This is a genomic window from Bradyrhizobium sp. 63_E2_N1_3 (assembly GCF_052076005.1).
Classification (GTDB): domain Bacteria; phylum Pseudomonadota; class Alphaproteobacteria; order Rhizobiales; family Xanthobacteraceae; genus Bradyrhizobium; species Bradyrhizobium barranii.
This window is the reverse complement of the sequence record NZ_CP197235.1, coordinates 4,052,163-4,076,572: the sequence shown is the minus strand read 5'-3', so window position 1 is coordinate 4,076,572 and position 24,410 is coordinate 4,052,163. Positions and strand designations below refer to the sequence as shown.

21 protein-coding genes are annotated in these 24,410 nt (G+C 65.5%); 9 read left to right on the top strand and 12 right to left on the bottom strand.

Translation table 11 applies throughout. The features are described from left to right. The first annotated feature begins 145 nt into the window (after positions 1 to 145). Together AB7531_RS19270 and AB7531_RS19265 are read left to right on the top strand one after the other, a co-directional pair. Positions 146 to 685: an RDD family protein gene (locus AB7531_RS19270; RefSeq protein ID WP_063982851.1), complete on the top strand. Its 540-nt coding sequence runs from the start codon at positions 146 to 148 to the stop codon at positions 683 to 685. Between the two features lie 130 nt (positions 686 to 815). Beyond that, a complete protein-coding gene (locus AB7531_RS19265; protein ID WP_014494765.1) occupies positions 816 to 1,592 on the top strand; it encodes an arginyltransferase in 777 nt (258 codons plus the stop codon). A gap of 130 nt (positions 1,593 to 1,722) precedes the next feature. Here the strand turns inward: AB7531_RS19265 and AB7531_RS19260 are convergent, their stop codons facing one another. Further along, positions 1,723 to 3,075 (bottom strand): Nramp family divalent metal transporter, encoded by a 1,353-nt coding sequence (locus tag AB7531_RS19260; RefSeq protein ID WP_063982850.1) that lies wholly within the window; start codon positions 3,073 to 3,075, stop codon positions 1,723 to 1,725. 167 nt (positions 3,076 to 3,242) lie between these two features. On the opposite strand from AB7531_RS19260, the gene AB7531_RS19255 reads away from it, so the two are divergent. Then, positions 3,243 to 4,487 carry an MFS transporter gene (locus AB7531_RS19255; RefSeq protein ID WP_063982849.1) on the top strand — a complete coding sequence of 415 codons (1,245 nt, stop codon included), beginning with the start codon at positions 3,243 to 3,245 and terminating at the stop codon, positions 4,485 to 4,487. Here AB7531_RS19255 and pdxR read toward each other — a convergent pair. Then, the gene (gene pdxR, locus AB7531_RS19250; RefSeq protein ID WP_063982848.1) at positions 4,484 to 5,968 is read right to left on the bottom strand and encodes a MocR-like pyridoxine biosynthesis transcription factor PdxR; all 1,485 of its coding nucleotides are present in this window, start codon (positions 5,966 to 5,968) and stop codon (positions 4,484 to 4,486) included. The genes AB7531_RS19255 and pdxR overlap by 4 nt on opposite strands. A gap of 162 nt (positions 5,969 to 6,130) precedes the next feature. On the opposite strand from pdxR, the gene AB7531_RS19245 reads away from it, so the two are divergent. After that, complete coding sequence (locus AB7531_RS19245) at positions 6,131 to 6,694, top strand: pyridoxamine 5'-phosphate oxidase family protein (RefSeq protein ID WP_063982847.1); 564 nt, start codon at positions 6,131 to 6,133, stop codon at positions 6,692 to 6,694. On the opposite strand, the gene AB7531_RS19240 is transcribed toward AB7531_RS19245, so the two are convergent. After that, complete coding sequence (locus AB7531_RS19240) at positions 6,691 to 7,950, bottom strand: adenylate/guanylate cyclase domain-containing protein (protein WP_063982846.1); 1,260 nt, start codon at positions 7,948 to 7,950, stop codon at positions 6,691 to 6,693. The two genes, AB7531_RS19245 and AB7531_RS19240, sit on opposite strands and share 4 nt — an antisense overlap. Before the next feature lie 175 nt (positions 7,951 to 8,125). On the opposite strand from AB7531_RS19240, the gene AB7531_RS19235 reads away from it, so the two are divergent. Both AB7531_RS19235 and AB7531_RS19230 read left to right on the top strand, forming a co-directional pair. Then, positions 8,126 to 9,283, top strand: a complete 1,158-nt coding sequence (locus AB7531_RS19235) for an MFS transporter (protein ID WP_063986324.1) — start codon at positions 8,126 to 8,128, stop codon at positions 9,281 to 9,283. A gap of 31 nt (positions 9,284 to 9,314) precedes the next feature. Next, positions 9,315 to 9,506, top strand: a complete 192-nt coding sequence (locus tag AB7531_RS19230; protein WP_063982845.1) for a hypothetical protein — start codon at positions 9,315 to 9,317, stop codon at positions 9,504 to 9,506. On the opposite strand, the gene AB7531_RS19225 is transcribed toward AB7531_RS19230, so the two are convergent. The 3 genes from AB7531_RS19225 to dmeF all read right to left on the bottom strand — a co-directional run bounded on the left by AB7531_RS19225 (position 9,503) and on the right by dmeF (position 12,369). Beyond that, positions 9,503 to 10,381 carry a DMT family transporter gene (locus AB7531_RS19225; protein WP_063986323.1) on the bottom strand — a complete coding sequence of 293 codons (879 nt, stop codon included), beginning with the start codon at positions 10,379 to 10,381 and terminating at the stop codon, positions 9,503 to 9,505. The two genes, AB7531_RS19230 and AB7531_RS19225, sit on opposite strands and share 4 nt — an antisense overlap. An 81-nt stretch (positions 10,382 to 10,462) precedes the next feature. Beyond that, complete coding sequence (locus AB7531_RS19220) at positions 10,463 to 11,296, bottom strand: N-acyl homoserine lactonase family protein (protein WP_063982844.1); 834 nt, start codon at positions 11,294 to 11,296, stop codon at positions 10,463 to 10,465. Positions 11,297 to 11,382: 86 nt separating this feature from the next. Next, the gene (gene dmeF, locus AB7531_RS19215; RefSeq protein WP_063982843.1) at positions 11,383 to 12,369 is read right to left on the bottom strand and encodes a CDF family Co(II)/Ni(II) efflux transporter DmeF; all 987 of its coding nucleotides are present in this window, start codon (positions 12,367 to 12,369) and stop codon (positions 11,383 to 11,385) included. Between the two features lie 194 nt (positions 12,370 to 12,563). Between dmeF and AB7531_RS19210 the strand changes: the two genes are divergently transcribed. Both AB7531_RS19210 and chrA read left to right on the top strand, forming a co-directional pair. Next, positions 12,564 to 13,382, top strand: a complete 819-nt coding sequence (locus AB7531_RS19210) for a chromate resistance protein ChrB domain-containing protein (protein ID WP_063982842.1) — start codon at positions 12,564 to 12,566, stop codon at positions 13,380 to 13,382. Beyond that, positions 13,382 to 14,767, top strand: a complete 1,386-nt coding sequence (gene chrA, locus AB7531_RS19205) for a chromate efflux transporter (RefSeq protein WP_063982841.1) — start codon at positions 13,382 to 13,384, stop codon at positions 14,765 to 14,767. The genes AB7531_RS19210 and chrA overlap by 1 nt, the downstream gene beginning before the upstream one ends. Here chrA and AB7531_RS19200 read toward each other — a convergent pair. Then, positions 14,764 to 16,389, bottom strand: a complete 1,626-nt coding sequence (locus AB7531_RS19200) for a hypothetical protein (RefSeq protein WP_063982840.1) — start codon at positions 16,387 to 16,389, stop codon at positions 14,764 to 14,766. The genes chrA and AB7531_RS19200 overlap by 4 nt on opposite strands. A 356-nt stretch (positions 16,390 to 16,745) precedes the next feature. Here AB7531_RS19200 and AB7531_RS19195 point away from each other — a divergent pair, with 356 nt between their 5' ends. Continuing rightward, complete coding sequence (locus AB7531_RS19195; protein WP_231142121.1) at positions 16,746 to 17,477, top strand: outer membrane protein; 732 nt, start codon at positions 16,746 to 16,748, stop codon at positions 17,475 to 17,477. A gap of 2 nt (positions 17,478 to 17,479) precedes the next feature. On the opposite strand, the gene AB7531_RS19190 is transcribed toward AB7531_RS19195, so the two are convergent. The 5 genes from AB7531_RS19190 to recO all read right to left on the bottom strand — a co-directional run bounded on the left by AB7531_RS19190 (position 17,480) and on the right by recO (position 24,291). Beyond that, positions 17,480 to 19,024 carry a GMC family oxidoreductase gene (locus AB7531_RS19190; protein ID WP_063982839.1) on the bottom strand — a complete coding sequence of 515 codons (1,545 nt, stop codon included), beginning with the start codon at positions 19,022 to 19,024 and terminating at the stop codon, positions 17,480 to 17,482. Positions 19,025 to 19,028: 4 nt separating this feature from the next. Then, positions 19,029 to 20,579: an ABC transporter substrate-binding protein gene (locus tag AB7531_RS19185; RefSeq protein WP_441280034.1), complete on the bottom strand. Its 1,551-nt coding sequence runs from the start codon at positions 20,577 to 20,579 to the stop codon at positions 19,029 to 19,031. A gap of 256 nt (positions 20,580 to 20,835) precedes the next feature. Then, entirely contained in the window at positions 20,836 to 23,094 is a 2,259-nt protein-coding gene (gene parC / locus AB7531_RS19180; RefSeq protein ID WP_063982837.1) for a DNA topoisomerase IV subunit A, read from the bottom strand. Between the two features lie 60 nt (positions 23,095 to 23,154). Beyond that, positions 23,155 to 23,433 carry a hypothetical protein gene (locus AB7531_RS19175; protein WP_063986321.1) on the bottom strand — a complete coding sequence of 93 codons (279 nt, stop codon included), beginning with the start codon at positions 23,431 to 23,433 and terminating at the stop codon, positions 23,155 to 23,157. Positions 23,434 to 23,538: 105 nt separating this feature from the next. Then, a complete protein-coding gene (gene recO / locus AB7531_RS19170) occupies positions 23,539 to 24,291 on the bottom strand; it encodes a DNA repair protein RecO (RefSeq protein WP_063982836.1) in 753 nt (250 codons plus the stop codon). Positions 24,292 to 24,410: the final 119 nt, after the last annotated feature.

The following is a 24,410-nucleotide window of genomic DNA, read 5'->3' as shown; positions in this document are numbered from 1 at the left end:
ACGACGCCTTCCCTGAACGACAGCGGTAACAGCCCCGCCCCCGAATTGCCGGAATATTTCGGCTTGTTGACGCCCGCACGCCCTTGGCACGGGGATGACTTGCTCCCATGTCCTGCCACGGGAGTTTCCCTTGGGAGAACGGACTATGTCGTATTCGGACTCGGGCAATGCCTGGCGCAATGACGGCGCCATGCAACCGCACGCCTTCGATCCCTATCTGCACCCGGAATTGTTCCGTGGCGTGGCAACGCGGCGGGCGTTCGCGTTCCTGATCGACATGGTCGTGATCTCCGTTCCCGTGATCCTCGGCTACATCTTCATCGCGCTGTTTGGCATCGTCACGCTCGGCATCGGCTGGGCGCTGTTCTGGCTGGCCTGGCCGGCCTCCGTTGTTTGGGCGATCGTCTATTACGGTGCCTGCATCGGCGGTCCGTCGTCCGCGACGATCGGCATGCGCCTGATGGATCTGGAGTTGCGCACCTGGTACGGCGCGCCCGGCTATTTCGTGCTCGGCGCCACCCATGCCGTGCTGTTCTGGGTGACGGTCTCGTTCCTGACACCTTTCGTGGTGCTGGTTGGGCTGTTCAACGGCCGCCGGCGCCTGCTGCATGATGTCGTGCTGGGAACGGTCGTGATCAACAATTCTGTCCGCGCGCCCGTGCCGCAGGCCGCAAGGACCTACTGAGAGCCTGATGATCAAGAACCTATCAACCAGGACCGACTAAACTGAGTGATCTGACCTGCCGAGTAGACCGATTGACCGGGGGCCTTCGTAGCGCGATGTTAATGCCCACTTTGGAGGCCCACGACGTCCCTTGACCCAGCACTCGCGCGACACCCCCCAATTTTACCTCACGGCGCCCTCTCCCTGCCCGTATCTGCCGGGCCGGCATGAGCGCAAGGTGTTTACGCACCTCGTGGGGGAGCGCGCGGGCGACCTCAACGACCTCCTGACCCATGGCGGGTTCCGCCGCAGCCAGTCGATCGCCTACCGGCCGGCCTGTGACCAGTGCCGCGCCTGCGTCTCCGTCCGGGTGGTCGCCAACGAATTCCGCCCCTCCCGAAACTTCCGCAAGGTGATCGCGCGCAACGCCGACATCATCGGCGAGCAGCGCAGTGCGGTGCCGACCTCCGAGCAATATTCGGTGTTCCGCGCCTATCTCGACTCCCGCCACCGCCATGGCGGCATGGCCGACATGACCGTGCTCGACTACGCCATGATGGTCGAGGACAGCCATGTCGAGACCCGCATCATCGAGTACCGCAAGCGCGGCCCCGACAGCGGTATCACCGGCCGCGGCGAGGAGCTGATCGCGGTGGCGCTGACCGACGTGCTCAGCGACGGCCTGTCGATGGTCTATTCGTTCTTCGAGCCGAGCCAGGTCAGCCGGTCGATGGGCACCTTCATGATCCTCGACCACATCGCCCGCGCCCGCCGCCAGGGGCTGCCTTACGTCTATCTCGGCTACTGGATCGAGGGCTCGAAGAAGATGGACTACAAGGCCCGCTTCCTGCCGCAGCAGCGCCTTGCGCCGTCAGGCTGGCTGCGCATCGATGCGCAAGGTGACGCGACGTCAGAGCCGCAGGACTAGCTCGCTGTCATGCCCCGGCTTGACCGGGGCATCCAGTACGCCGCGGCTTCTCGGCTCAATCACAACCGTCTCTGGAATACTGGGTCGCCCGGTCAAGCCGGGCGACGACGGCGGTGTGTTGGGCGAACACTCACCCGAACAGCGTATCCACCAGCAACTTCACGTTCAAAATCACGATGATGCCCGCGACGATCCACGCGATCGCGGCGACGTATGGCGGTATCGCGAACTTCCCCATCTTGCGCCGATCCGAGACGAAGCGCACCAGCGGGATGACGGCGAAGGGCAGCTGCATCGATAGCACGACCTGGCTGAACACCAGCAGATCGGCCGTGCCGCGCTCGCCATAGATCGCGGTGACGACGATCACCGGCACGATGGCGATGCCGCGCGTCAGCAATCGGCGTGCCCAGCTCGGCAGGCGCAGGTCGAGAAACCCCTCCATCACGATCTGGCCGGCAAGCGTCGCCGTCACCGTCGAGTTCAGGCCCGAGGCGAGCAGCGCAATCGCAAACAGCGTCGAGGCGATACCGAGGCCGAGCAGCGGCGACAACAGCTCGAAGGCCTGCCCGATTTCGGCGACGTCGGAATGGCCGCTCTTGTGGAAGGTCGCGGCTGCCACGACAAGGATCGCGGCATTGATGAACAGTGCCAGCATCAGGGCGATGGTCGAGTCCGTCGTCGCCCATTTGATCGCTTCGCGCCGGCCGGTGTCGTTGCGCTCATAGGCACGCGTCTGCACGATCGAGGAGTGCAGATAGAGATTATGCGGCATCACGGTCGCGCCGATGATGCCGATCGCGATGTAGAGCATTTCCGGGTTGGTGAAGATCTCGGTCTTCGGCATAAAGCCGTGCAGGACTTCCGCCATCGGCGGCGCGGCGGCCACGATCTGGACCACGAAGCAGACCGCGATCACGACAAGCATCGCGATGACGAACGCTTCGAGGAAGCGAAAGCCGCGGTTCATCAGGAGCAGCAGCAGGAACGCATCGAGCGCGGCAAGCAGCGCGCCGCCGATCAGGGGAATGCCGAACAGCAGTTTGAGCGCAATCGCTGTGCCGATGACCTCGGCGAGATCGCAGGCGATGATCGCCGCCTCGCAGGCGAGCCAGAGCAGGAAGTTCACCGCCGGCGAATAGGTCGCGCGGCAGGCCTGCGCGAGGTCGCGGTCGGTGACGATGCCGAGCCGCGCCGCAAGCGACTGGAGCAGGATCGCCATCAAATTCGAGAGCAGGATGACCGAAAGCAGCGTGTAGCCGAACTTCGACCCTCCGGCGAGGTCGGTCGCCCAGTTGCCGGGGTCCATGTAGCCGACCGAGACCAGGTAGCCGGGGCCGACAAAGGCGAGGAATCGCCGCCACCACACCCCCGCCGTGGGGATGGCGATCGTGGCGTTCACCTCGGCGAGGCTCTTGGTAGCAGGCGCATCAGTGCGCCAGCCGGCGGCATCTTGGGTCAAATCGGGCGAGCGAGCATCCATAGGAGGAGAATACCGAAGTCGAATCTTATTGCAACTCATTTGCAACTGCATCTAGCCGCATGAGTTCCCGACGTGGCGGTTATCCGCCGCCCTGTCGGGAAGCGGGTGGGTTTGGCCGTCCTCGGGGGCGGATACTGGCGCCAACACGACTTTGCAGGAAATGCGCCATGTCAAACCCGCTTCGCCTCCCCGACACCTTCAACCGCCTCGCCTGGTCCAACTTGGCGGCGCAATCGGCCGAGCAGATCGCGCTGGCCGCGGCCCCGATCGTCGCCGTGCTCACGCTGGGTGTTGCGGAAGGCCAGACCGGCCTGCTCCAGACCGCCCTCACCCTGCCCTTCGTCCTGTTCGCCATTCCGGCCGGCCTGCTCGCCGACCGCATCTCCCGCCGCTCGCTGATGGCGGGTGCCGAAGCGCTGCGCGCGGTCGCGCTGGCGGCCATCGTGCTGCTGCTTACACTTGGCGCGCTCAATTTGCCGCTGCTGGCTCTGCTCGGCTTTGCCGCCGTATGCGGCACGGTCGTCTACAGCGTGGCGGCGCCGGCCCTGGTGCCCTCGCTGGTGAGCGCGGAGCTCTTGCCGTCGGCAAATGCCCGCATCGAGCTCGCCCGCACCATCGCCTTTGCAAGCGGGCCTGCGCTCGGCGGCGCACTGGTCGGCTGGTGGGGCGCGAGCCCGGCCTTCGGCTTCGCCGCGGCGCTTTCGGCCGTCGCGGTCGTGCTGCTCTCCGGCATCTACGAGCCCACCCGGACGCCCTCGCCGCGGCGCCATCCGTTCCAGGACATCCGCGAGGGCGCGGCCTTCGTGTTCCACCATCCGCTGCTGCGGCCGGTGTTCATCACCCAGTTCATCTTCAACACCGGCTGGTTCCTCCAGATCGCCGTGTTCGTGCCCTATGCGGTACGCCATCTCGGCCTGACCGCCGCAGGCGTCGGCACCGTGCTGACGATGTACGGCGTCGGCATGGTGATCGGCGCGCTGTTCGCCACGCGCGTGATGAAGCGCATCGCCTTCGGCACGGTGGTCGGCCTTGGCCCGGTCACGGGTTTCGTCGCTGCGGTGGTGATGGCGCTGACGGTGCTGGTCCCCTCGCCCTGGCTCGCGGCCTTGAGCTTCTTCCTGCTCGGCGTCGGGCCGATCCTGTGGGTGATTTCGACCACGACCCTGCGCCAATCCGTGACGCCGCCGCGCCTGCTCGGACGCGTCTCCGCCATCAACATTATGAGCTACGGCGCCCGCCCGCTCGGCTCGGCGCTTGGCGCGATCGTCGGCGGCCTCTGGAGCGCAGAGGCCTGCCTGTATCTCGCAGCCGCGGTGTTCGGCGTGCAGGCGCTGGTGATCTGGCTCTCTCCCGCCGTGGCGCTGGATCGGCAGCCGGCCATGGTGGGCGACGAAGTGCCGGCGCGGTGCTAGTCCGGTACGCAATCAGTGGCGATGGCCCGCGCCAGTCGGGCAACCGCCGGCGCAATGGTCTGCTGCGGGTAGCCGCTGAAGCCCAGCATCAGCGCCGACTGCGCCGGGGCCTCGATATAGTGGCGGCTCATCGCGCGAACGGTGACGCCGTGGTCGCGAGCGGCCCGTTCGATCTTCACGTCGGACAGTCCCCGTCGCGTGTAGGCAACCAGGTGCATGCCCTGGTCCGGCGGCTCGACCGACAAATGGTCGCCCAGGCGCCGCCTCAGTGCCGCAACCATTGTATCGCGCTGGCGGCGGTACACTTCCCGCATTCTGCGGATGTGGGCTGCGAAATGCCCCTCTTCCATGAAGGCCGCGGCAACGGATTGGCAGAGGCTCGACGGTTGACGGTCGATCAGATAGCGCGCGGCAACGAAATTCCGCACCAGCGGGTGTGGTAGCACGGCGTAGCCAAGCCGCAGTCCCGGGAAGAGCGCCTTGTTGAGAGTTCCGACGTAAATGACACGGCCGGCCTCATCCAGGCCCTGAAGCGAAGCGAGGGGACGGCCGCCGTAGCGGAATTCGCTGGCGTAATCGTCCTCGATGATCCAGGCGCCGGACTCGCGGGCCCAGGCGAGAAGTTCGAGGCGGCGCGCCATCGACAGGGGAACGCCTGTCGGAAACTGATGCGAGGCCGTTATGAAAACTGCGCGCGCCTTCGGGGCGCGGCGGATCCCTTCCGTGACGTTGACGCCGTGCTGGTCAACCGGGATGGCGCAAACCTTCGCGCCCGACGCAGCGAGCGTAAGACGGGTCAGGGTATAGCCGGGGTCTTCGATCCAGACCTCCTTGTCCGGCCCGGGCATGACACGTGCGACGATGTCCACGGCTTGCTGCGTGCCGGCGGTGATCACGATCTGGTCGACCTCGCAGCGCACGCCGCGTGCGGCCCGAAGATAGTCGCAAACCGACTTGCGCAGCTCCAGCAAACCACGCGGATCGCCATAGCCGAGATGATGTCGCTCAAACGATCGCAGCGTGCGCGCCGTCAGTTTGCGCCACAATTCGGCGCTACGTGCATCCAACAGCGTGCGACCCAGGTTGAAGGGACGCTCGTCATTCTGCGTCGTCACATCGACGAAATCGCCGAGGCCGTGAAAGGAGGCCACGCCTGCCGCGGCCGGTGCCGTCCGCGTCTTGCGGCCATGAGGCGCGGCAAACGGTTCAGGCAGATCGGACGCAACGTAAGTCCCCGCCCCCTTCCGGCCGAAGGCATAACCTTCGGCCAGCAGCTGCTCGAAAGCCGAAACAACCGCGGTACGCGAGACGCCGAGCTGCGCCGCAAGGTCGCGCGTCGAGGGCAACTTGGCCGCCGGACGAAGCGCTCCGGACAGAATTGCCGATCGTAGTTCGAGGTAGATCTGGCGGAATACCGGCGCCTCCGCAGTACGGTCGACGCTGAAGGAATAGAGTTCTGCCCAGCTCTGCCTGCTCTTCACGGGTCCTCGTCCGACAGGGTGAGCCGCACGTCGAGAAGTGGTATGCCGCATTAGGACCAAGTGGACCTTTGCTCAAGACCACTATTTTTCTATCCTGTTTCGGATAACAAGGAAACCTGAAATGTCCGCTCATTCGGATCGCGGCGCGGAGCGTCTTGCACCATGAGTTCACCGCAAATCCGTCGCGAGGACCGCGCCATGTCGCAGGAGCGGATCCTGGAGATGCTGGCACGCGGATATGCTGGCCATCTTGCGACAGTCAGCGAGGACGGCTTTCCCTACTGTATCCCGCTCCTCTATCTCTGGCTCGACGGTGAGGTGTATCTGCACACGACGGCCGCCCGGGGACATCTGCGCGCAAACATCGAGCGAGATCCCCGCGTCTGCATCGAGATCGATGAGCACGAAGGTGTCTTCGACTATGGCCGGTTCGAATGCGATTCCGGTCTCGCCTATCGAAGCATATGCCTGTTCGGCCGCATCAGGGTCGTGGGCGACACGGGCATCAAGCAGCGGTTCTGCGAAACGTTGATGGCCAAATACGGCAAGCCAGACACGACGCGACCGAAGGGGTTCTTCCCGCGGCTCGACATCATCACCGTCTACGCCGTCGCAATTGAGCGCATGACCGGCAAGGAGACTTCGATGCCGCCGCTTTCCGAACAATGGCCCGCCAAGGATCGAACGAAAACGCCCAATGTCTCGGCCCCTGCGATCCGCCGCTAATTCGCCAGATATCGCTCGTAGCTCCCGGTCACCGGCTCGCTCGTATCGACCTCAGGATCGAGCGTGTAGAGGTCCTGCGCGCGGCCGATGCCGCGCAGCGCGTAGCGTCCGGTGGAGACGAGGTAGCGACGGCCGGTGGCGTCCAGGCCCTTGTAGAACTCGGCCGAGGCCAGCAGCTCGCGGTCGACCGAGCGGCTCATCGAGGCGATGCGACTGACCTCGTTGACGGTGGGGCCGACGACGGTGAAGTCGAGCCGGTCCGCGCTGCCGATATTGCCGTAAAAGACCTCGCCGACATGCAGGCCGATATAGGCCGACGTCGTGGGACGGCCGTCGGCCTCCCGCCGCTTGTTCAGCGCAGCGACGTTCTTGCGGAACAGATGCTCAGCGCGCAGCGCAGCGCGCCGCGCGTCCGACATGTCCTCCCCCCAGAACATCGCGAGCACGCCATCGCCGATCAGCTTCAGGACGTCGCCGCCGGCATCGTGGATCGCGTCGATCACGGCCTGGGCATAGTCGTTGAGGAACGGGATGATCTCGTCGGGGCCGATGCTCTCGCTGATCCCGGTCGAGCCGCGCAAATCCGAATACCACAGCACGGCGTTGATGCGCTCGGTGACGCCGCGCGTGATGCGCCCGCCCAGCACCTGCGCGGAGGCATCGCGGCCGAGATAGACGCGGCCGAGGGTTCGCGCGATGTCGACCTGCTGCGCCGACTTGATCGCGAGCCCCAGCACCGGCACGAGATCGCGCAGAGCTTCGAGCTCGGGTTCGGAGAAGCCGCTGTCGCGGCGCGTGGTCCAGCAGGAATAGAGGCAATCCATCAGGCCGAGCGCGCCGTTCTCGCCGAAGCGATGCACGAAGGCGAGATAGTGCTTGTGGCCTTTTTCCGCGAGCTCGCCGATCTGCGAGAAATCCATCGAGGGCGCATCGGCGAGATCAATCACCATCTCGTCGTTGCCGTGCTCGAGCATGTGGAAGAACACCGAGCGGCGCCAGCTCCTGGCCGCGTCGCCCTCGGCAGTCGAGCCGTATTCGAACGCGTCGCTCTCGTTGCTGGGACGGTCGCTCCAGCGGAAGCCGCGGCCCTCATAGATCGGATGCAGCGTGTCGATCACGACGAGCCCGCGCGAGAGTTCCAGCCCTTCGGCGCGGCAGCGCTCGCAGAAGCCGCGGAGCAGCTCGTTTTCGGGCAGGCCCGTGAGCCCCTGGCCGGTCAGCCAGTTCATCAGCGCGAGGCGCGAGGTCAATTGCATGCGCCATTATGGCGTGCATTCGTGACGAGCGAAAGGCCACGCGCGAACCGTGCGCAACCAGGGCTCCCGTCCGCAGCAGATCGAATATGTCGCGGACGCTGTTGACGCACTCTCGCCACGGGCCGCAAATGCAACCGATGACACCGCCGCACACCGAGACCAGATTCGCACCAACATGAGCCAGCGCCAGCTTCCAATCATCCTGGCGCTCGGCACCACGCAGACCCTGGCCTGGGCTTCCAGCTACTACCTGCCGGCGCTGCTCGCCGATCCCATGGCGCGCGACCTCGGCGTCTCCTCCAACTGGATCTTTGGCGCGTTCTCGGCCTCACTCGTGATCTCGGCGATGCTCGGCCCGCGCATCGGGCGGCAGATCGATCTGTTCGGGGGCCGGCAGGTGCTGTCGGTCTCGAACCTGACGATGGCCGCGGGTCTCGTCCTGCTCGGCCTCTCGCACTCATTGGCGGTGATGGCGTTCGCCTGGCTCGTGCTCGGCATCGGCATGGCGATGGGGCTCTATGACGCCGCCTTCGCCGCGCTGAGCCGCATCTACGGCACCGAGGCGCGCAGGCCAATCACCGGCATCACGCTGATGGCAGGCTTCGCCTCCACCGTCGGCTGGCCCCTCACCGCCTGGGGCCTGTCCCATATCGGCTGGCGCGAGACCTGTTTTGCCTGGGCGGCCGCCAATCTCCTGATCGGCCTGCCCCTGAACTTCTTCGTGCTGCCGGCGATCAAGGGCGCCAGGCAGGCCGCGGCGACGGCCGAGAAGCCGCATTTGCCGCTCGACCGCACCATGGTGCTGCTCGCCTTCGTGTTCGCGGCGGTCTGGACCGTCACCGGCGCAATGGCCGTCCATTTCCCGCGCCTGCTGGAGGCCACGGGCGCGACGCATGTCGAGGCCATCGCCGCCGGCGCGCTGATCGGCCCGGCACAGGTGGCCGCGCGCATTCTCGAAGCGGGCTTTCTGAGCCGCTTCCATCCGCTGTGGTCGACGCGCCTTGCCTGCGTCACCCACCCGCTCGGCGCCGCAATCCTCGCCATCTTCGGCGCCCCCGCCGCAAGCGCGTTTGCGCTGCTCCACGGCTCGGGCAACGGCATTCTCACGATCGCGCGCGGCACGCTGCCGCTGTCGATCTTCGGCCCGAAGGATTTCGGCTACCGCCTCGGCATCATCGGCGCGCCGGCACGGATGGCGCAGGCGGTGGCGCCGCTGGCCTTCGGCCTGCTCATCGACGTCATGGGCGCCAAGGTGCTGATGGTCTCCTCCGCACTCAGCCTCTCGGCGCTGGCGGCGCTGTTCCTGATCCGCACCGAGCGGCGGCCGGATTGACCGCGCAGCCGCTTTCGCGCACAAGCGGGCCATGAGCGAAGACAACAGCCCGCCCCACACCTTCAAAGGCCTGCTGCGCTGGGCAACCACGCCGCCGCAGGCCTGGGGCGTCTATCTCCTCGCCATCATCCTGGTCTGGCTGCTCTCGTTCTACGCCGGCACGCTCAAGCCGAAGAAGATACCGGACGCCAGCCCGCCCCCGGTCACGGCACCGCGCAGCTAGGCCGGCTTCGCCTGGCTGGTCGCGATAAAGATGCCGGCGAACACAGCAACCAGCCCGATCAGAAGGTTTGCCGTGATCGGCTCGCCGATGAGCAGCGCCGCCAGCAAGGTCGCGGCAATCGGATTGACCGTCATGGTATTGGCAACGCGGGTCGGCGTCGCCCGCGCCAGCGCCATCACCCAGAGGATGAAGGCGAGCGCGCCGCCGCCGATGCCGAGATAGATGCCGGCAATCCACTGCGCTGTCGTGAAGTGATCGAGCGCCGCAAAGCTACCCTTCACGAGCCCCGCCAGCACCAGCACGGCGGCGCCCGCGCCCATGCCGACGGTGAGAAAACCCAATGCGCTGGAGCGCTGCATCAGCGGGCGCGACAGCACGTTGTAGAACGCCATGCAGAACACGGCACCGGTCATGATCAACTCGCCGCGCCAGGCGCCGGGCGGGCTCTGGGCGAGCCCCGCTGCCAACGCGGCTGTCACACCGAGCACGGCGATGCCAACACCAATGATCTTGCGCGCCGTCAGCCGCTCGACGCCGAGGATCGCACCGACGACCATGGTGTGGAGCGGCAGCGTCGCCAGCGCGAGACTGGCGCGCGCGGCGGTCGTGTAGGACACCGCGATATTGTAGAGGATGAAGAACAGGCCGAAGAAGCAGATGCCGAGCAGCGCCACGGCCGGCCAGTCGGGTCGCTGCGGCCAGCGCACGCCGAGCAGGAGCGCACACGGCAACAGGCAGAGAAAGCCGATCCCCCAGCGCAGGATCGCCAGCAGAACCGGATCGGCGCCGCCGACGAGATAGCGGGTGATCGCCGCGGCGGTGCCGCCGAGGCTGCTCGACGCCAGCGCGATCGCAACCCCGGCCCACTCTCCCACGATCATCTCCTGTCGCGGAGCTTTCCCGGGCCGTAGCACGCTGCTGCTGCCAGCGTCATGGCAGCAGCCTCGGCGCAAACGCTAGTCGTAAAACTCAGGCGCCATCTTCTGACTGTCGCGCTGGGCCTTGTCGTGGTTGATCCAGAGCTGTGCCTTCTCCTTGGTCAGCGTGTCGGCGATCTTCTGCATCGACGCCGCGCTCTGGTCCTTGTTGGCGTTCATGCTGGGGACGCGGCGGTTGTCCCAATTGTCCTTGAAGTGGACGGCATCGCCCGACAGCACCAAAGCACCGGTTTTCGGCAGTTTCACCAGCAGCGACTGGTGTCCCGGCGTGTGGCCGGGCGTCGACAGGATGGTCACGCTGCCGTCGCCGAACACGTCCTTGTCACCCGCGAGCAACTCGACCGGGTGCGAGGGCTTGAAGCGCGGTTCGTTGTTGGCGCCGGGCCAGTCATATTCGGCCTTCTGCACGTAGAGCATGGCCTGCGGGAACAGCTCGACATTGCCGGTGTGATCAGGATGCGTGTGCGACACCGCCATCGCCTTGACGTCATCCGGCTTGAGGCCGAGCTGTTCGAGCTGGGCGGCCAACGTCTTCGGCCGGCGCCAGGTGACGGCCTTGGGATCGGCGGGGACAAGGCCATTCGGCATGGCGGCGACGGCATCGGCGATGCCGGTGTCCCACAGAAACCAGCCCTTGCTGCTGTGCTTGATGAGATAGCAGCTGTCGACGAAATCCATCGCCTTGCCCTCGTTCAGGCCGGGCGTCCAGCGCGAGATATCGCCGGCGGTGCCCTCCCCGCAATTGAGGACGTAGAGCTTTTCGACGCCCGATTTCTCGGACTGCGCAACGGCCGCGTGGCCGGACAGAGCCAGCGCGGCGACGGCGAGAGCAAACTTGATCCTGGGCATCATCCTTGGTCCCTCTTGCAGAGCCGTGTATGGCTGCGACCGAGGATCAACCCCGGCCGCGCCGCCGAATTCCGTTTCGGCAGATCACATCAATGCGGGCAGGTCTCGACCTCGACCGTGACGTGGCTCAGGCCCTTCAGCCCGGCGAGCCGCTTCTTATAGACGGCCGGCTGCTTCGGCTTGTCCGACACCACCGAGACCAGCACGGCGCAATGGCCGGGGCCGACCTGCCAGAGATGCAGGTCGGTGACGCGGTCCTCGCCGACTTCCATCCGCGCGCGGATGGTGCGTTCGAGCTTCTCGTCGGCGCGCACGTCGAGCAGCACCGCGCCTGATGACTTGACCAGGCCGAACGCCCAGCTCGCGATCACGGCGCTGCCGATCAGGCCGACGGCCGGATCGGCCCAGACCCATCCCGAATACATCGCGACCACCAGCGCTGCGATCGCCAGCACCGAGGTCGCCGCATCGGCCATGACGTGGACATAGGCCGCACGAAGATTGTTGTCGTGATGATGGTGGTGATGACCGTGATCGTCGTGATCATCATGCGCATGCCCAAGGCCGTAGTCATGGCCGTAGTCATGGCCGTGGTCATGTCCGTGATGATGGTGATCATGGCTGTCGCGCAGCAACCACGCGCTGGCGAGGTTGACGCAGAGGCCGAGGGCGGCGACCGCGATGGCCTCGCCATAGACGATCGGCACCGGCGTGAACAGACGCAGCACGCTCTCATAGGCGATCTCGACCGCGATCAGACCCAGGATGATCGCGCTGGAGAAGGCGGCGAGATCGCCGAACTTGCCCGTGCCGAAGGTGAAATGCGCATTCCCCAGATGCCGGCGCGCGAAGCGGTAGGCAAAGGCGGCAATGCCAAGCGCGGCCGCATGCGTGCCCATGTGCCAGCCGTCGGCCAAAAGCGCCATCGAGCCGAACAGCGAGCCGGCAACGATCTCGCCGACCATCATCACCAGCGTCAGGACGACCACGAGCCAGGTGCGCCGCTCGTTCTCATCGTGCTTCTCGCCCAGAAAGACGTGGTCATGGGTCCATTGCTCGGTCGAATGGGAATGCATCGAAAAGTCTCCGAAAGGTCCGGTCCGTTGACCCGCAATATAGACCTGCGGAATGTCCGGGCAAAATCAAGTCAACGAGCCGATTGACAGCCCGGGGCGGTTTCGTTGTAATGACGCTCATGGGGATTGAGCGATCTCCCCACGAGGCGACAAGCCCAAGTATCGCGTCCCGTTTGTTCTTACGAGGGCGCATCATGTCTTCCTACACAACGATATCATCTGACAAATTGGCACGGCTGATCGGCACGGCGAACGCCCCTGTCCTGATCGACGTGCGCACGGACGAGGATTTTGCCGCCGACCGGCGACTGATTCCCGGCTCGATCAAGCTCAGCCACGACAACGTTCCGGATTGGGGCGGCGAATTCTCCGGCCGTTCCGCCATCGTCGCCTGCCTGCGCGGCGAAAAGCTCGCACAGGGCACGGCCGCCTGGCTGCGCCAGCTCGGCGTGCAGGCCGAGACGCTGGAAGGCGGTTTCGAGGGCTGGAAGAACGCAAAGCTGCCGCTGGTCGATGCTGCAAAACTGCCGCCGCGCGACGCCAAGGGCCGCACCGTCTGGGTGACGCGGGCCCGGCCGAAGGTCGACCGCATCGCCTGCCCCTGGTTGATCCGCCGCTTCGTCGATCCCAACGCGGTGTTCCTGTTCGTCGCGCCCTCTGAAGTGGTCGCCGTGGGCGAGCGTTTCAACGCGGCGCCGTTCGACATCGAGAACGTGTTCTGGAGTCACCGCGGCGAGCTCTGCACCTTCGACGTGATGATCGAGGAGTTCGGGATCGCAACACCGCCCCTGCTGCGGCTCGCCACGCTGGTCCGCGGCGCCGACACCGCGCGGCCCGACCTCGCGCCGGAAGCGCCCGGCCTGCTCGCGGCCTCGCTCGGGCTGTCGCGGATGTACGACGACGATCTTGAACAGCTCGAAGCCGGCATGACGCTCTACGACGCCTTCTACCGCTGGTGCCGCGACGCTACGGCCGAGACCCACAATTGGCCGACCAACAAGGTGAAGGCGTGATGGACACCCGCGCCAATCAAACGGGAGCTGATGCCGGTCACGGCATCAACTTCGGCGAAGCCTTCCGTGTCTGGCTCCGCGTCGCCTGCCTGAGCTTTGGCGGCCCCGCGGGCCAGATCGCGGTGATGCATCGCATCCTGGTCGAGGAGAAGAACTGGATCTCCGAAGGCCGATTCCTGCATGCGCTGAACTACTGCATGCTCTTGCCCGGACCGGAGGCGCAGCAGCTGGCCACCTATGTCGGCTGGCTGATGCATCGCACCGCCGGCGGGCTGATGGCGGGCGGGCTCTTCATCCTGCCCGGCATCATCGCGATCATGGGCCTCAGCTACATCTACGCGGCTTTCGGCAATGTCAGCTTCGTCGAGGCGCTGTTCTTCGGGCTGAAGGCGGCCGTGCTGACCATCGTCCTCGAAGCCGTGGTGCGCGTCGGCAAGCGCGCGCTTAAGAACCGCATCATGATTGGGCTCGCCGCAATCGCCTTCGTCGCGATCTTCTTCTTCGCGGTCCCCTTCCCGATCATCATCATCGCCGCCGGCGTGATCGGGTATGTCGGCGCGCGGGCCGGCCGCCCGGAGTTTGCCCCGGCGGCTCACGGTCCCGGCGGCAGCACCGCCGTGATCGACAGCATGCTCGGCGAAGCCGTTCCCGAGCATGTGCGCCCCAACACCGCGCGCGCGATCCGCGTCGGTGCGCTATGGCTCGCGCTCTGGCTGGTGCCGGTGATCGCGCTGCTTTTGATTCTCGGGCAGGCCAGCGTGTTCAGCCAGATCGCGCTGTTCTTCTCCAAGATGGCGCTGGTCACTTTCGGCGGTGCTTATGCGGTGCTGGCCTATGTGGCGCAGCAGGCGGTCGAGCATTATCACTGGCTGAAGCCGCACGAGATGCTCGACGGTCTCGGCATGGCCGAGACCACCCCAGGGCCGTTGATCATGGTGCTTCAGTTCGTTGGCTTCATGGCCGCCTATCGCGATCCAAGCGGCCTGTCGCCGATGCTTGCAGCGACGCTCGGCGGATTGCTTGCGACCTGGGTCACGTTCACCCCCTGCTTCCTCTGGATCTTCGTCGGCGCCCCCTACATCGAGCGCCTGCGCGGCAACACGGGCCTCGCCGGCGCACTCAGCGCGATCACCGCCGCCGTCGTCGGTGTGATCCTCAACCTCTCGATCTGGTTCGCGCTGCACACGCTGTTCCGCGAGACCGTACCGGTGCACGCTTTCCCGTTCGCCTTCGACAGGCCGGTGCTGACGAGCGTTGACGTCCCGGCGCTGCTGCTGTCGATCGCGGCCGCGACCGCGATCTTCCGCTTCAAGCTCGGCATGCTCACCGTGCTCGCCGGCAGCTGCGCCGCGGGCGTGGTGCTAAGGCTGGTGGGCCTGATCTAGGCCGCGGCAGCCGCACGACCGGGGTCGAACTCTCCGTCGCGCGGCTCGAGCAGGCGCGACGGTTGCTCCGCGCCCGGCTGCGCCGAGGGACGCTGCGCGGCATCGCAGGTGCCGCGCCACTGCTCGATCAGATCGAGATTCGAATTGGTGCGGAGCGAGTCCTCCAGCGCCGGCATCGCGCTGGCGCCATCGGCCCCCTGCAGAATCCGATCGAACTCCTCGGACCTTCCCTGGAGTCGCGCCTGCCACGAAGCCCACAGCAGCGAGCTCGCCGTGCGGATACCGTGCGTGCGTAGCTTTTCGCGTGCGCTGCCTCCTTCCTTCGGCTTGGGCTGCGGCCCGAGCTGCGTGTAGAGGATGGCCTGGTCGGTCCAGTCGATGATCCGCTCCGGCGGAAGGCGCGTGTTGAGCAGGAGCTCGACGATGTCGGCAGTCGCCATATTCGGGACGTTCTCGATGTCCTCCTCCTCGAGCCTGACCTCGTGCCAGACGGTGAGACCATCGAGATCGCTGATCGGCAATTCTGAGACCATGCTCGGCAAGATGAGGCCCGCCGCCTTCTTGAACATCTGCTCCACGACCTGCCAGAGCACGCGCGGGAATACGCCGAAGACGAAGCCGGCGAGCAGAAGCAGACGGTCGTTCGCGCTAGACACAGCCGTGAAGGTCCAGATCCCGATGACGGCCAGAATGATGCGCAGCGACACCGCGACATAGGCGCTGCCACCGAGATCCTCCAGGACGTAGCGGCGAAACAGCATCTGGAGCGAGAAGAAATAGGCGCCGAGGAACGCGAGCTGGACCGGCGTGCCCGACGGCGTCAGCGCCTGCACGCCCGGACTCACGGTGAAGACAACGTCGGCCTGATACGGCGGCAGCGTGACAAACCAGCCGAGCGAAATCAGCACCGTGGCGAGCAAGACCGGGACCGTCGCAGTCGAGAGTGTCGTCACGCCGCCGGTATCCGCCCTTGAATATTTGCCGAGACGGCCGCTCAGCACATCCGCATAGACGTTCGGCGCAAGCTCGCCATAGATGGCTTCGAACTTCTGAAGATACCCCTGAACGCGACGTCCCCGGATCGCCGCATCCTCGTTCCGCACCTGGCGCAACAGCCCCAGACGATCGAGATTGACCAGGTATTCGTTCAGCAGGCTCGCCTTGCGCGTTCCGACGAAGAGATACCACATTGCGCCGGGCAGCAGGCACACCACGGCCAGGAACACGCCGCGCAGCACCGTGTACTGGTAGAATTTGCCGAGCGAGGCAACAATGGCCACGATCGACACCAGCACCAGCATGAAGAATATGAAGAGCCCCGCACGTGTGGACGCCTTGCTCTCTCTCAGCCATCGCTGCCCGATCGGCATCAGCAAGATCGTCGGGATGACGACAGCGGCGAACAACACGATCGGGATGATCACCTGGCGTGAGTCCCAGATGAAATTGCGGAGCGGCTCCACGCTGAGGACCACGATGAAAACGCCGCCAAGAAATGGAATCACCTCGAAGAACGATTCCAGCCGTTTGGCGAATCCGGATGCGGGCGCCGGAGCTTCAGAATCTGCAAGGTCCGCCTGAGCCGACTCGTCGGCGGGCACGGGTTTTGGAGTGTCGCTCATTGCCAGACCTCCCTTCATTGCGGGAACAGCGTCTGAAAATGCGAACCGCCAGCGCTTATCGGGCATGGCGTAATTTGAGCCGAACTCCGGCCATGGTGCTGGGTCAGCCAGCACTGTCGAATGCTAGCACGACCCCGCTGTGACCGCTGTGAAGTGGTTCACCTTCGATGGCACCAGGCAAAATCAGCATCGACGTCAACGAGCCGTCATGCTCGCCGCGTGCATCGGATCCGAGCGTGACATTTGCGCCACGGCTCTACCCCAAATTGTGCACATCATGCGAATTGCACTTTCCCGAGCAGCGGCATTTCTGGCAGACATGTGCCAAGTTGTCGCAGGCGGGAATGGGGACTGACATGGGGCGTTTCGCGGTCGCTTGGGTGGGCGGGCTTTTGGCATTGGGATTTTCCAGCGCGGCCTTGGCGGCTGATCTGGCGGTGAAGGCACCTCCCCTCGCGCCCACCCCCTTCACCTGGACCGGTTGCTACGTCGGCGCACACGTCGGCGGTGTCGTCAGTGACGACCGGACCACCAACTCGCTTGGAAACTCTGTCTCCTTCAGTTCAACAGGCTTCGTTGGGGGCGGACAGGTCGGCTGCGACTATCAATTCGCGACCAGATGGGTCGTGGGTGCCGAAGGCCGTGCTGCCTGGAGCAGCCTCCGCAACTCGCGCGCCGGCACCGTCAGAAACCTCGTGACCGGCGTCGTCGTCCCCAGCCAGTTCACGATGAGCAACGACTTCCTGGCCTCGGCCACCGCGCGGCTCGGCTACGCGTTCGCTGATCGCTGGCTGGTGTTCGTTCGGGGCGGCGGCGCCTGGACGCGTGAAAAGCTGGACGAGGCCTTCACGCCCGCTGGCGGCGTCCCCGTCAATCCCAGCGGAGCCAGCACCCGAACCGGCTGGACCGCCGGCACCGGCGTCGACTGGGCGTTCGCACCGCATTGGTCCGCGGTTTTCGAATACGACTATTACGACTTCGGCGACCACAGCGCGTTCCTGAGCAATGGGGCCGGCACGACCGTCAACATCTTCAGCCTGAAGGATCGCATTCACGCAGTGACGGCAGGCGTGAACTATCACTTCTAGCGCTAACGCATCATCATCCGCGCAATCGCCTCGCCGATCACCACCGTCGTGAAGTGGGTGTTGGCGCGGCAATCGGACGGCATGATCGATGCGTCGGCGACGCGTAGGCCCGAGATACCCTTCACGGTGCCATCAGGGTTGACCACGCCGTCAGCGTCGTTAACGCCGCTCATGCGGCAACTGCCGGCGGCATGCTGGATGTCTCCGGTCTCGCGGCGCAGCAGCGCATCGAGCTCGTGATCCGGCAAGGCCGCAGCTTGCGGCAGCGTCAGATCGGTGTCGGTCAGCCTGATCCAATCGGCAATGCCTGAAAGCGCCGGCTGCGAGGTGATCACGGCCAGCCGTTTCACCGCGTCCATCATGCGCAGCATGTCGCGGGGATCGGCGAGCATGTTCTCCTCGACGATGGGATCGATCGCCGGATCGGTCGAAGCCAGCTTGAGCGTGCCGCGCGAATAGGCGTTGAACAGGCCGGCGCCGATCGCTCCGGGCACGCCGATGCCGCGGTGGTTGAACGCGATCAGGATCATGTCGCGCTTGCCGCCATCGGCGAGGCCGGAGGAATAGGTCACGCAGCAATTGGTGTGGCGGGTGTCCGGATCGGTCGGCCGCAGGTTTTCGTGGAGCTGGATCGTGGCGCGAAACAGCGGGTGGTCGAAGAAGTGGCGGCCGACCGGCAGATCGCGCTCGACCGCGATCCCCATCGCCTTCAGCTCATCCGCCGGTCCGATGCCTGAACGCAGCAGGATCGCCGGACTGTGGATGGCGCCGGCGCACAGCACGATCTGGCGCGCGCTGATCTCGTGGGTGCCCTGCCCTTCGATGTGAACACGAAGGCCGGTCGCCCGGCCGTCGCTGATCAGCACGCGATCGACCAGCGCATGCCCGCGAATCTCGAGATTGGCACGGCCGCGCGCCGGCTCGAGGTAGCCCTCGTTGGTCGTGATGCGGCGGCTGTCGCGGCTGTTGATGGGATAGCAGGCGACGCCCTCGCCATCAGGACCGTTGAGGTCGGCGCACCAGGGATAGCCGCTCGCCAGCGCCGCATCGCGCAGGCCGCGATCGATCGGGCCCCACTTCTCGGGCGGAGCGCGATAGACCGGCAGCGGTCCGCCGCGTCCATGGCCGGGGGCGTCACCAAATTCCAAATCATCCTCGATCACCGAGAACAGCGGCATCACGTCCTTGGCCGACCAGCCGGTGCAGCCACCGGCGGCCCATTCGTCGAACGCGTCGGCGACGCCGCGGATGGCGATCTGGCCGTTCATCATCGATGAGCCGCCAAGCCCCTTGCCGCGCCAGTAGAAGCGCGCCTCCTGCCCGGCCACCCGGCGCGTCAGAAGATCGGGCCATTGCCATTTCTCCTGGTACTCGCGCTTGTGGATGATCGGGATCGGATTTGGCGTCATCACCTCCCAGGGCGCCTCGTCGGCGCGCCAGTCCAGCCCCGCCTCGAGCAGCAGAACACGCCGTGCGGGATCCTCGGAAAGCCGTGCCGCAACAGCGGCGCCGGCAGAGCCGCCGCCGACAACAATGACATCGTACATCGCGTTACTTCTCAACGTTCCAGAACACCGGGATGGCGGACGGTATCAGACCACGCAGGGTGGCGCGATAGGCCGCCGGCTGCGCAAACTGGCCCCACGGGATCGCGGGCGCCTGATCGTACATGACGCTCTGAATCTCGCCGGCGATCTTCTTGCGATCCTCCTCGGCAGGCGCCTTGGCGAAGGCCTCCATCAAGGGTGTGATGCGCGCATCGCATTGCCAGCCGGTGAAGTCGGCGCAGTTGAAGGCGACCATGACGTTGGTCAGCGGCGAGCCCAGATCAAAACCGCCGGCGTGGACGCCATAGACGCTCCAGCCCTCCTTCTTGGCGCGGCGCGCCAGCACGCTCGCCCAGTCCATCACCTGGAGATCGACGTTGAACCCGGCCTGCTTCAGCCGCTCAGCCAGCACCTGCGCCGAGACGCGCGGGGCTTCGAGGTCGTTGGCTTCCATGACGACCACGGGCTCGCCGGCATATTTGGTCGCCTTCAGCGCGGCTTTCGCCGCTTCAATCGACGTCTTCACGGCCGCTTCCGTGCCCGCCTTGCTCTCATAGGTGGTGCCGCAGGTGAAGAACGTCGCGCAGGGAGCGGCGTATTTGGCATCGAGCCCGAGCGCATCCAGCACCTCGCGCTGGTCGACCAGCTTCCACAGCACGCGGCGAATTTCCGGATCATCAAACGGCTTCGATGCGGCGTTGAGACGATAGGCGCCGGCGAACATGTTGCCGCCGGTGAAATTGACCAGCTTGACGCGGGAATTCTTTTCCAGCTGCAGCAACAGATCGAACGGCGCATATTGCATGAAGTCGACCTCCCCGGCCTGCAGCGCGGACGCGGCGGTCGCACCATCAGGGATGACGCGGATCTCGAGCGTGTCGATGCCGACGCGCTTGCCGCCGGCGAGGAAATCGGCGGGCTCGGGGCGCGGCACATAGTCGGCGAATTTCTTCAGGATCATGCGATCGCCGGTGCGGTGATAGGCCTTGCTGTAGACGAACGGGCCGGAACCGATGATCTCCGTGATGCGCTGGTCGCCGGGTGTTTTCGCGATGCGCTCGGGCATCATGAAAGCGACCGGGCTGACGGGATTGCCGAGCGCATCGATCACGAGGCCGGACGGCTCCTTCAGCGTCAGCACGAAGGTTTTCGCATCCGTTGGCTCGAGCGAGGCCGTGATCGCGAAGATGCGACGGCCGAGCGCGCTGCGGGTGCCCCAGCGGCGCAGCGACGCCACGCAATCGGCCGCCGTGACCGGCTGGCCGTCATGCCATTTCAGGCCGTCGCGCAGCGTGAACGTATAGGTCAATCCGTCGGATGAGACTTTCCAGTCCTGCACCATCTGCGGCTTGATGTCGCCCTTGGAGTCTTTCGCAAAGAGCGTGTCGAACACCATGTAGCCAAACGTGCGCGAAATGTAGGCCGTGGAAAAATGCGGATCGAGCGTGACGATCTCCGCCTCGAGCACTGCGACAAGATTGCCCGCCGCATGCGCGGGCGCCGCGACCAGCGCGAGGCCGAACAGCGCCGGAATAAAAGCCTTCAGTTTGAACATTGGTGTGTTTTTGCCTTTTGACTGAAACGTTCGCAGTCACCAGGAAAAAGCAATGTTCGTGCCCGATCGGCAGAGGCACTTATGCGCTCACGGCTATCTGCCACGCGTTTGCGCGCCACACTCTCGCTGTCATCGCCCGGCCTTGACCGGGCGATCCAGTATTCCAGAGACGGGCGTGATCGAACCGAGAGGCTGCGGCGTACTAGATGCCCCGGTCAAGCCGGGGCATGACACCGGTGTTGTGGCGTGAGCCGCCCTACTCGATCCCCCGGCCGAACTTGTTCGACTTCGGGAAACCCTTCGGCGGCAGGCGGCCGGCATCCGCGCGGGTGCCTTGCCACTCCGCGAGCTCCTTCATGGTCGCGGAGAATTCGCGGCCAGCGGAGTCCTTCCAGGTCAGGCCCGCCTTGGCCTCGAACACGGCGATGTCCGAGAGGCCAGCGTCCTTGTACTTCTGCAGGCGCACGCCGCGACCGCGGGCCATCTCCGGCACCTGGTCGAGCGGGAAGATCAGCATCTTGCGGTTCTCGCCGATGACCGCGACGGTGTCGCCGATCACCTCGGTGACCGTGCGCGCCTCGTTCGGCATGTCGACGTTGAGGACCTGCTTGCCTTTCTTGGTGGTGCCGACGCAATCGTCCTCGTTGACGACGAAGCCCTGGCCCTCGTGGCTCGCGACCAGGAATTTGCGCCCGCCCTTGTTGACGAACAGCGCAACGGGGGCGGCCTCCTGCTCGAGGTCGATGAACAGACGGATCGGCTCGCCATGGCCGCGACCGCCCGGAAGCTTTGCGACATCGAGCGAGTAGAATTTGCCGTTGGTGGCGAACAGCAGCAGCTTCGAGGTCGTCTCCGCGAAGAAGGCAAAGCCGAGCTTGTCGTCCTGCTTGAAGGCCAGCCCCGAGAGATCCTCGACATGGCCCTTCATGGTACGGATCCAGCCCTTGTCGGAGACCACGACCGTCACCGGCTCGCGCTCGACGAGGGCTTCTTCCATTGCGGCGAGGTCGTGCTCGGGCGCATCCGCAAAGGTGGTGCGGCGCTTGCCGAGCGGCGTCTTCGGTCCGAACATGTCGCGGACCTTGCCGACCTGCTCGCCGACCTTCTTCCACTGCTCCGGCTCCGAGGCGAGCACCGCGTTGATGCCCTTGAGCTCGGCGCGGAGGTTCTTGTCCTCGGTGCGGATCTCCATTTCCTCGAGCTTGCGCAAGGAGCGCAGGCGCATGTTCAGGATGGCTTCGGCCTGCACCTCGGTAAGCTTGAACGCCTTGATCAGCGCCGGCTTCGGCTCGTCCACGGTGCGGATGATCCTGATCACCTCGTCGAGGTTCAAGTACGCGATCAACAAACCGCCCAGAACTTCGAGCCGGTGCTCGATCTGCGTCTTGCGGAAGTTGGTCCGGCGGATCAGGACGTCGCGCAGATGGTCGAGCCATTCGCGCAGGCACTCCGCGAGCCCCACCACCTTGGGGATGCGGCCCTTGATCAGCACGTTGAGGTTCAGCGGAATCTTGTTTTCGAGCTCGGTCAGCCGGAACAACGATTCCATCATCAGGGCGGGATCGACGTTCTTCGACTTCGGCTCGATCACGATGCGGACGTCTTCGGCCGACTCGTCCCTGATGTCGCCGACCAGCGGCAGCTTCTTCTGGTCCAGCAGCTCGGCGACCTTCTCGATCAGGCGCGACTTCTGCACCAGGAAGGGAATCTCGGTGACGACGACGACCCAGGTGCCGCGCGTACCCTCTTCCTGCTCCCATCGAGCGCGAACACGGAACGAGCCGCGACCGGTCGCATAGGCTTCAGCGATCGCCTGCTTGGAATCGACGCAGATGCCGCCGGTCGGGAAATCCGGGCCCTTCACCCACTTCAGCAACGCCTTGGATTTCGCGTCGGGCTTCTCGATCAGGTGCAGCGCGGCGTCGCAGAGCTCGGCCGCGTTGTGCGGCGGGATCGAGGTCGCCATGCCGACCGCGATGCCTTGCGCGCCGTTGGCAAGCAGGTTCGGAAAGCCGCCGGGCAGCACGACCGGCTCTTTCGACTGGCCGTCGTAGTTGGGCCGGAACTCGACGCCGTCCTCGTCGATGCCCTCGAGCAGAAGCCGCGCCACGTCGGTCATGCGCGCTTCAGTGTAGCGGTAGGCAGCCGGGTTATCGCCGTCGATATTGCCAAAATTGCCTTGGCCGTCGACCAGCGGGTAGCGCGAGGAGAAATCCTGCGCGAGGCGTACCATGGCGTCGTAGATCGCCTGGTCGCCATGCGGATGGAACGAGCCCATCACGTCGCCGACGATCTTGGCGGATTTCTTGAACGCCGTGCCGGGGTCGAGCCTGAGCAGGCGCATGCCGTAGAGGATGCGCCGGTGCACCGGCTTCAGGCCGTCGCGCGCATCCGGCAGCGCGCGGTGCATGATGGTGGAGAGCGCATAGGCGAGATAGCGCTCTTCCAGCGCCTCACGCAGCGGCACCTCGTGAATTTCGGCCGGTTCCTCCGGCGGAATCAATCGTTTTCCCATGCCGCCCGGTTAAACCGTGGAAGCGAATCGGGCAAGGATCGATTGGTTCCCTGTGGGCGGCTATTGCCCTGCCCAGCCGGCGGTCACTGGATGCTGGGTCTTGGCTTGCGCGGTGACCGGCGCATTCGTCAGGCAACGCCGGGCGACCTCGATTTCGGCCTCCGTTGCCCCCTTGGACCGCGCCCAACTCTCTGCGGCCGCAGCGGAATATTTCGCCACGTAATACCGGATCACGGTGCAGGATGCCCGGCGAAAGACACCCGGTTGCGGCTCGCCAGCCACGGCGTCAGGCGCGAACGCAAGCAACGCCGCCGACACGGCGAATCCCTTGATCAACATTTTTTGGCTGTCCCCGTTGTGGAACCCTGCGAGGGCCAATTCAGCCAGGGGGATTTCGTTCCCGGGAAATATCATGCCCGCGGGCAAGGCAGAGGCGCCCTCAGGTCATGGCGCCGGAATAGCCGCCTTCGCCTGCTGCCGCGTCAGCGCATTGATGAAGCCGGCGCGCGCGTCAGAATGGCCCTGGCCGCGGGGCTCCAGCACATGGCGCAGCAGGAACAGGCCGGTGAGCCGGAAGCCGTCCTGGAGATCCTGGTCGGTGAGGTCGCTCGCGGCCTCGCCACGACGCAGGAACGGCGGCAGGCGCAACAGCCGGTCGCGCCACGGTTCGCCGGCCCCGCGCGACACCGCGCCGCCGGATTTCGGCGAAACATAGATCAGGTCCGTGGTCTCGCCGGTCACCGCGCAGTTTTCCAGCGCGAGCCCGAATCCGAGCTCGGCGAGCATCGCCAGCTCGAAATGGATGAGGTGCACAGCGGCACTGCCGATATCGTCGAAATCATCGAGCGAGTGTTCGAGCATCGCAAAGATGTCTTCGTGCGGATCGCGCTCCGGCAGCAGCCGCGCAATCGAGGCGAGATGGGTGACGCCATAGACGCCGTGGGAGGATCCCAGCAGCGTCGCCGCGCGCAGCTTGAGGCCCTCAATCGCATAGGTGCCGAGATGCTCGTCGAGCCGCGCCCGCCACACCACACCGACGCTGTTGCCGGGCTGCAAGAGCGGCCGCATCCGCGAACCGGCGCCACCGCGCACGAGGCCGAGATGCCGGCCGTGCGCACGCGTCAGCAGCTCGACGATGGCGCTGCTCTCGCCATGCCGCCGCACGCCCAGCACGATGCCTTCGTCGGTCCATTCCATGGAAGGAAGTGTAGCGCATTTCAGGTGATCGTTGGACGGGCAAAGCGAAGCGTGCCCACCAATTTGATCCATCGCACGATCATGGCGGGCACGGCGCGCAAGGGCGCGCCTTTGCCCAC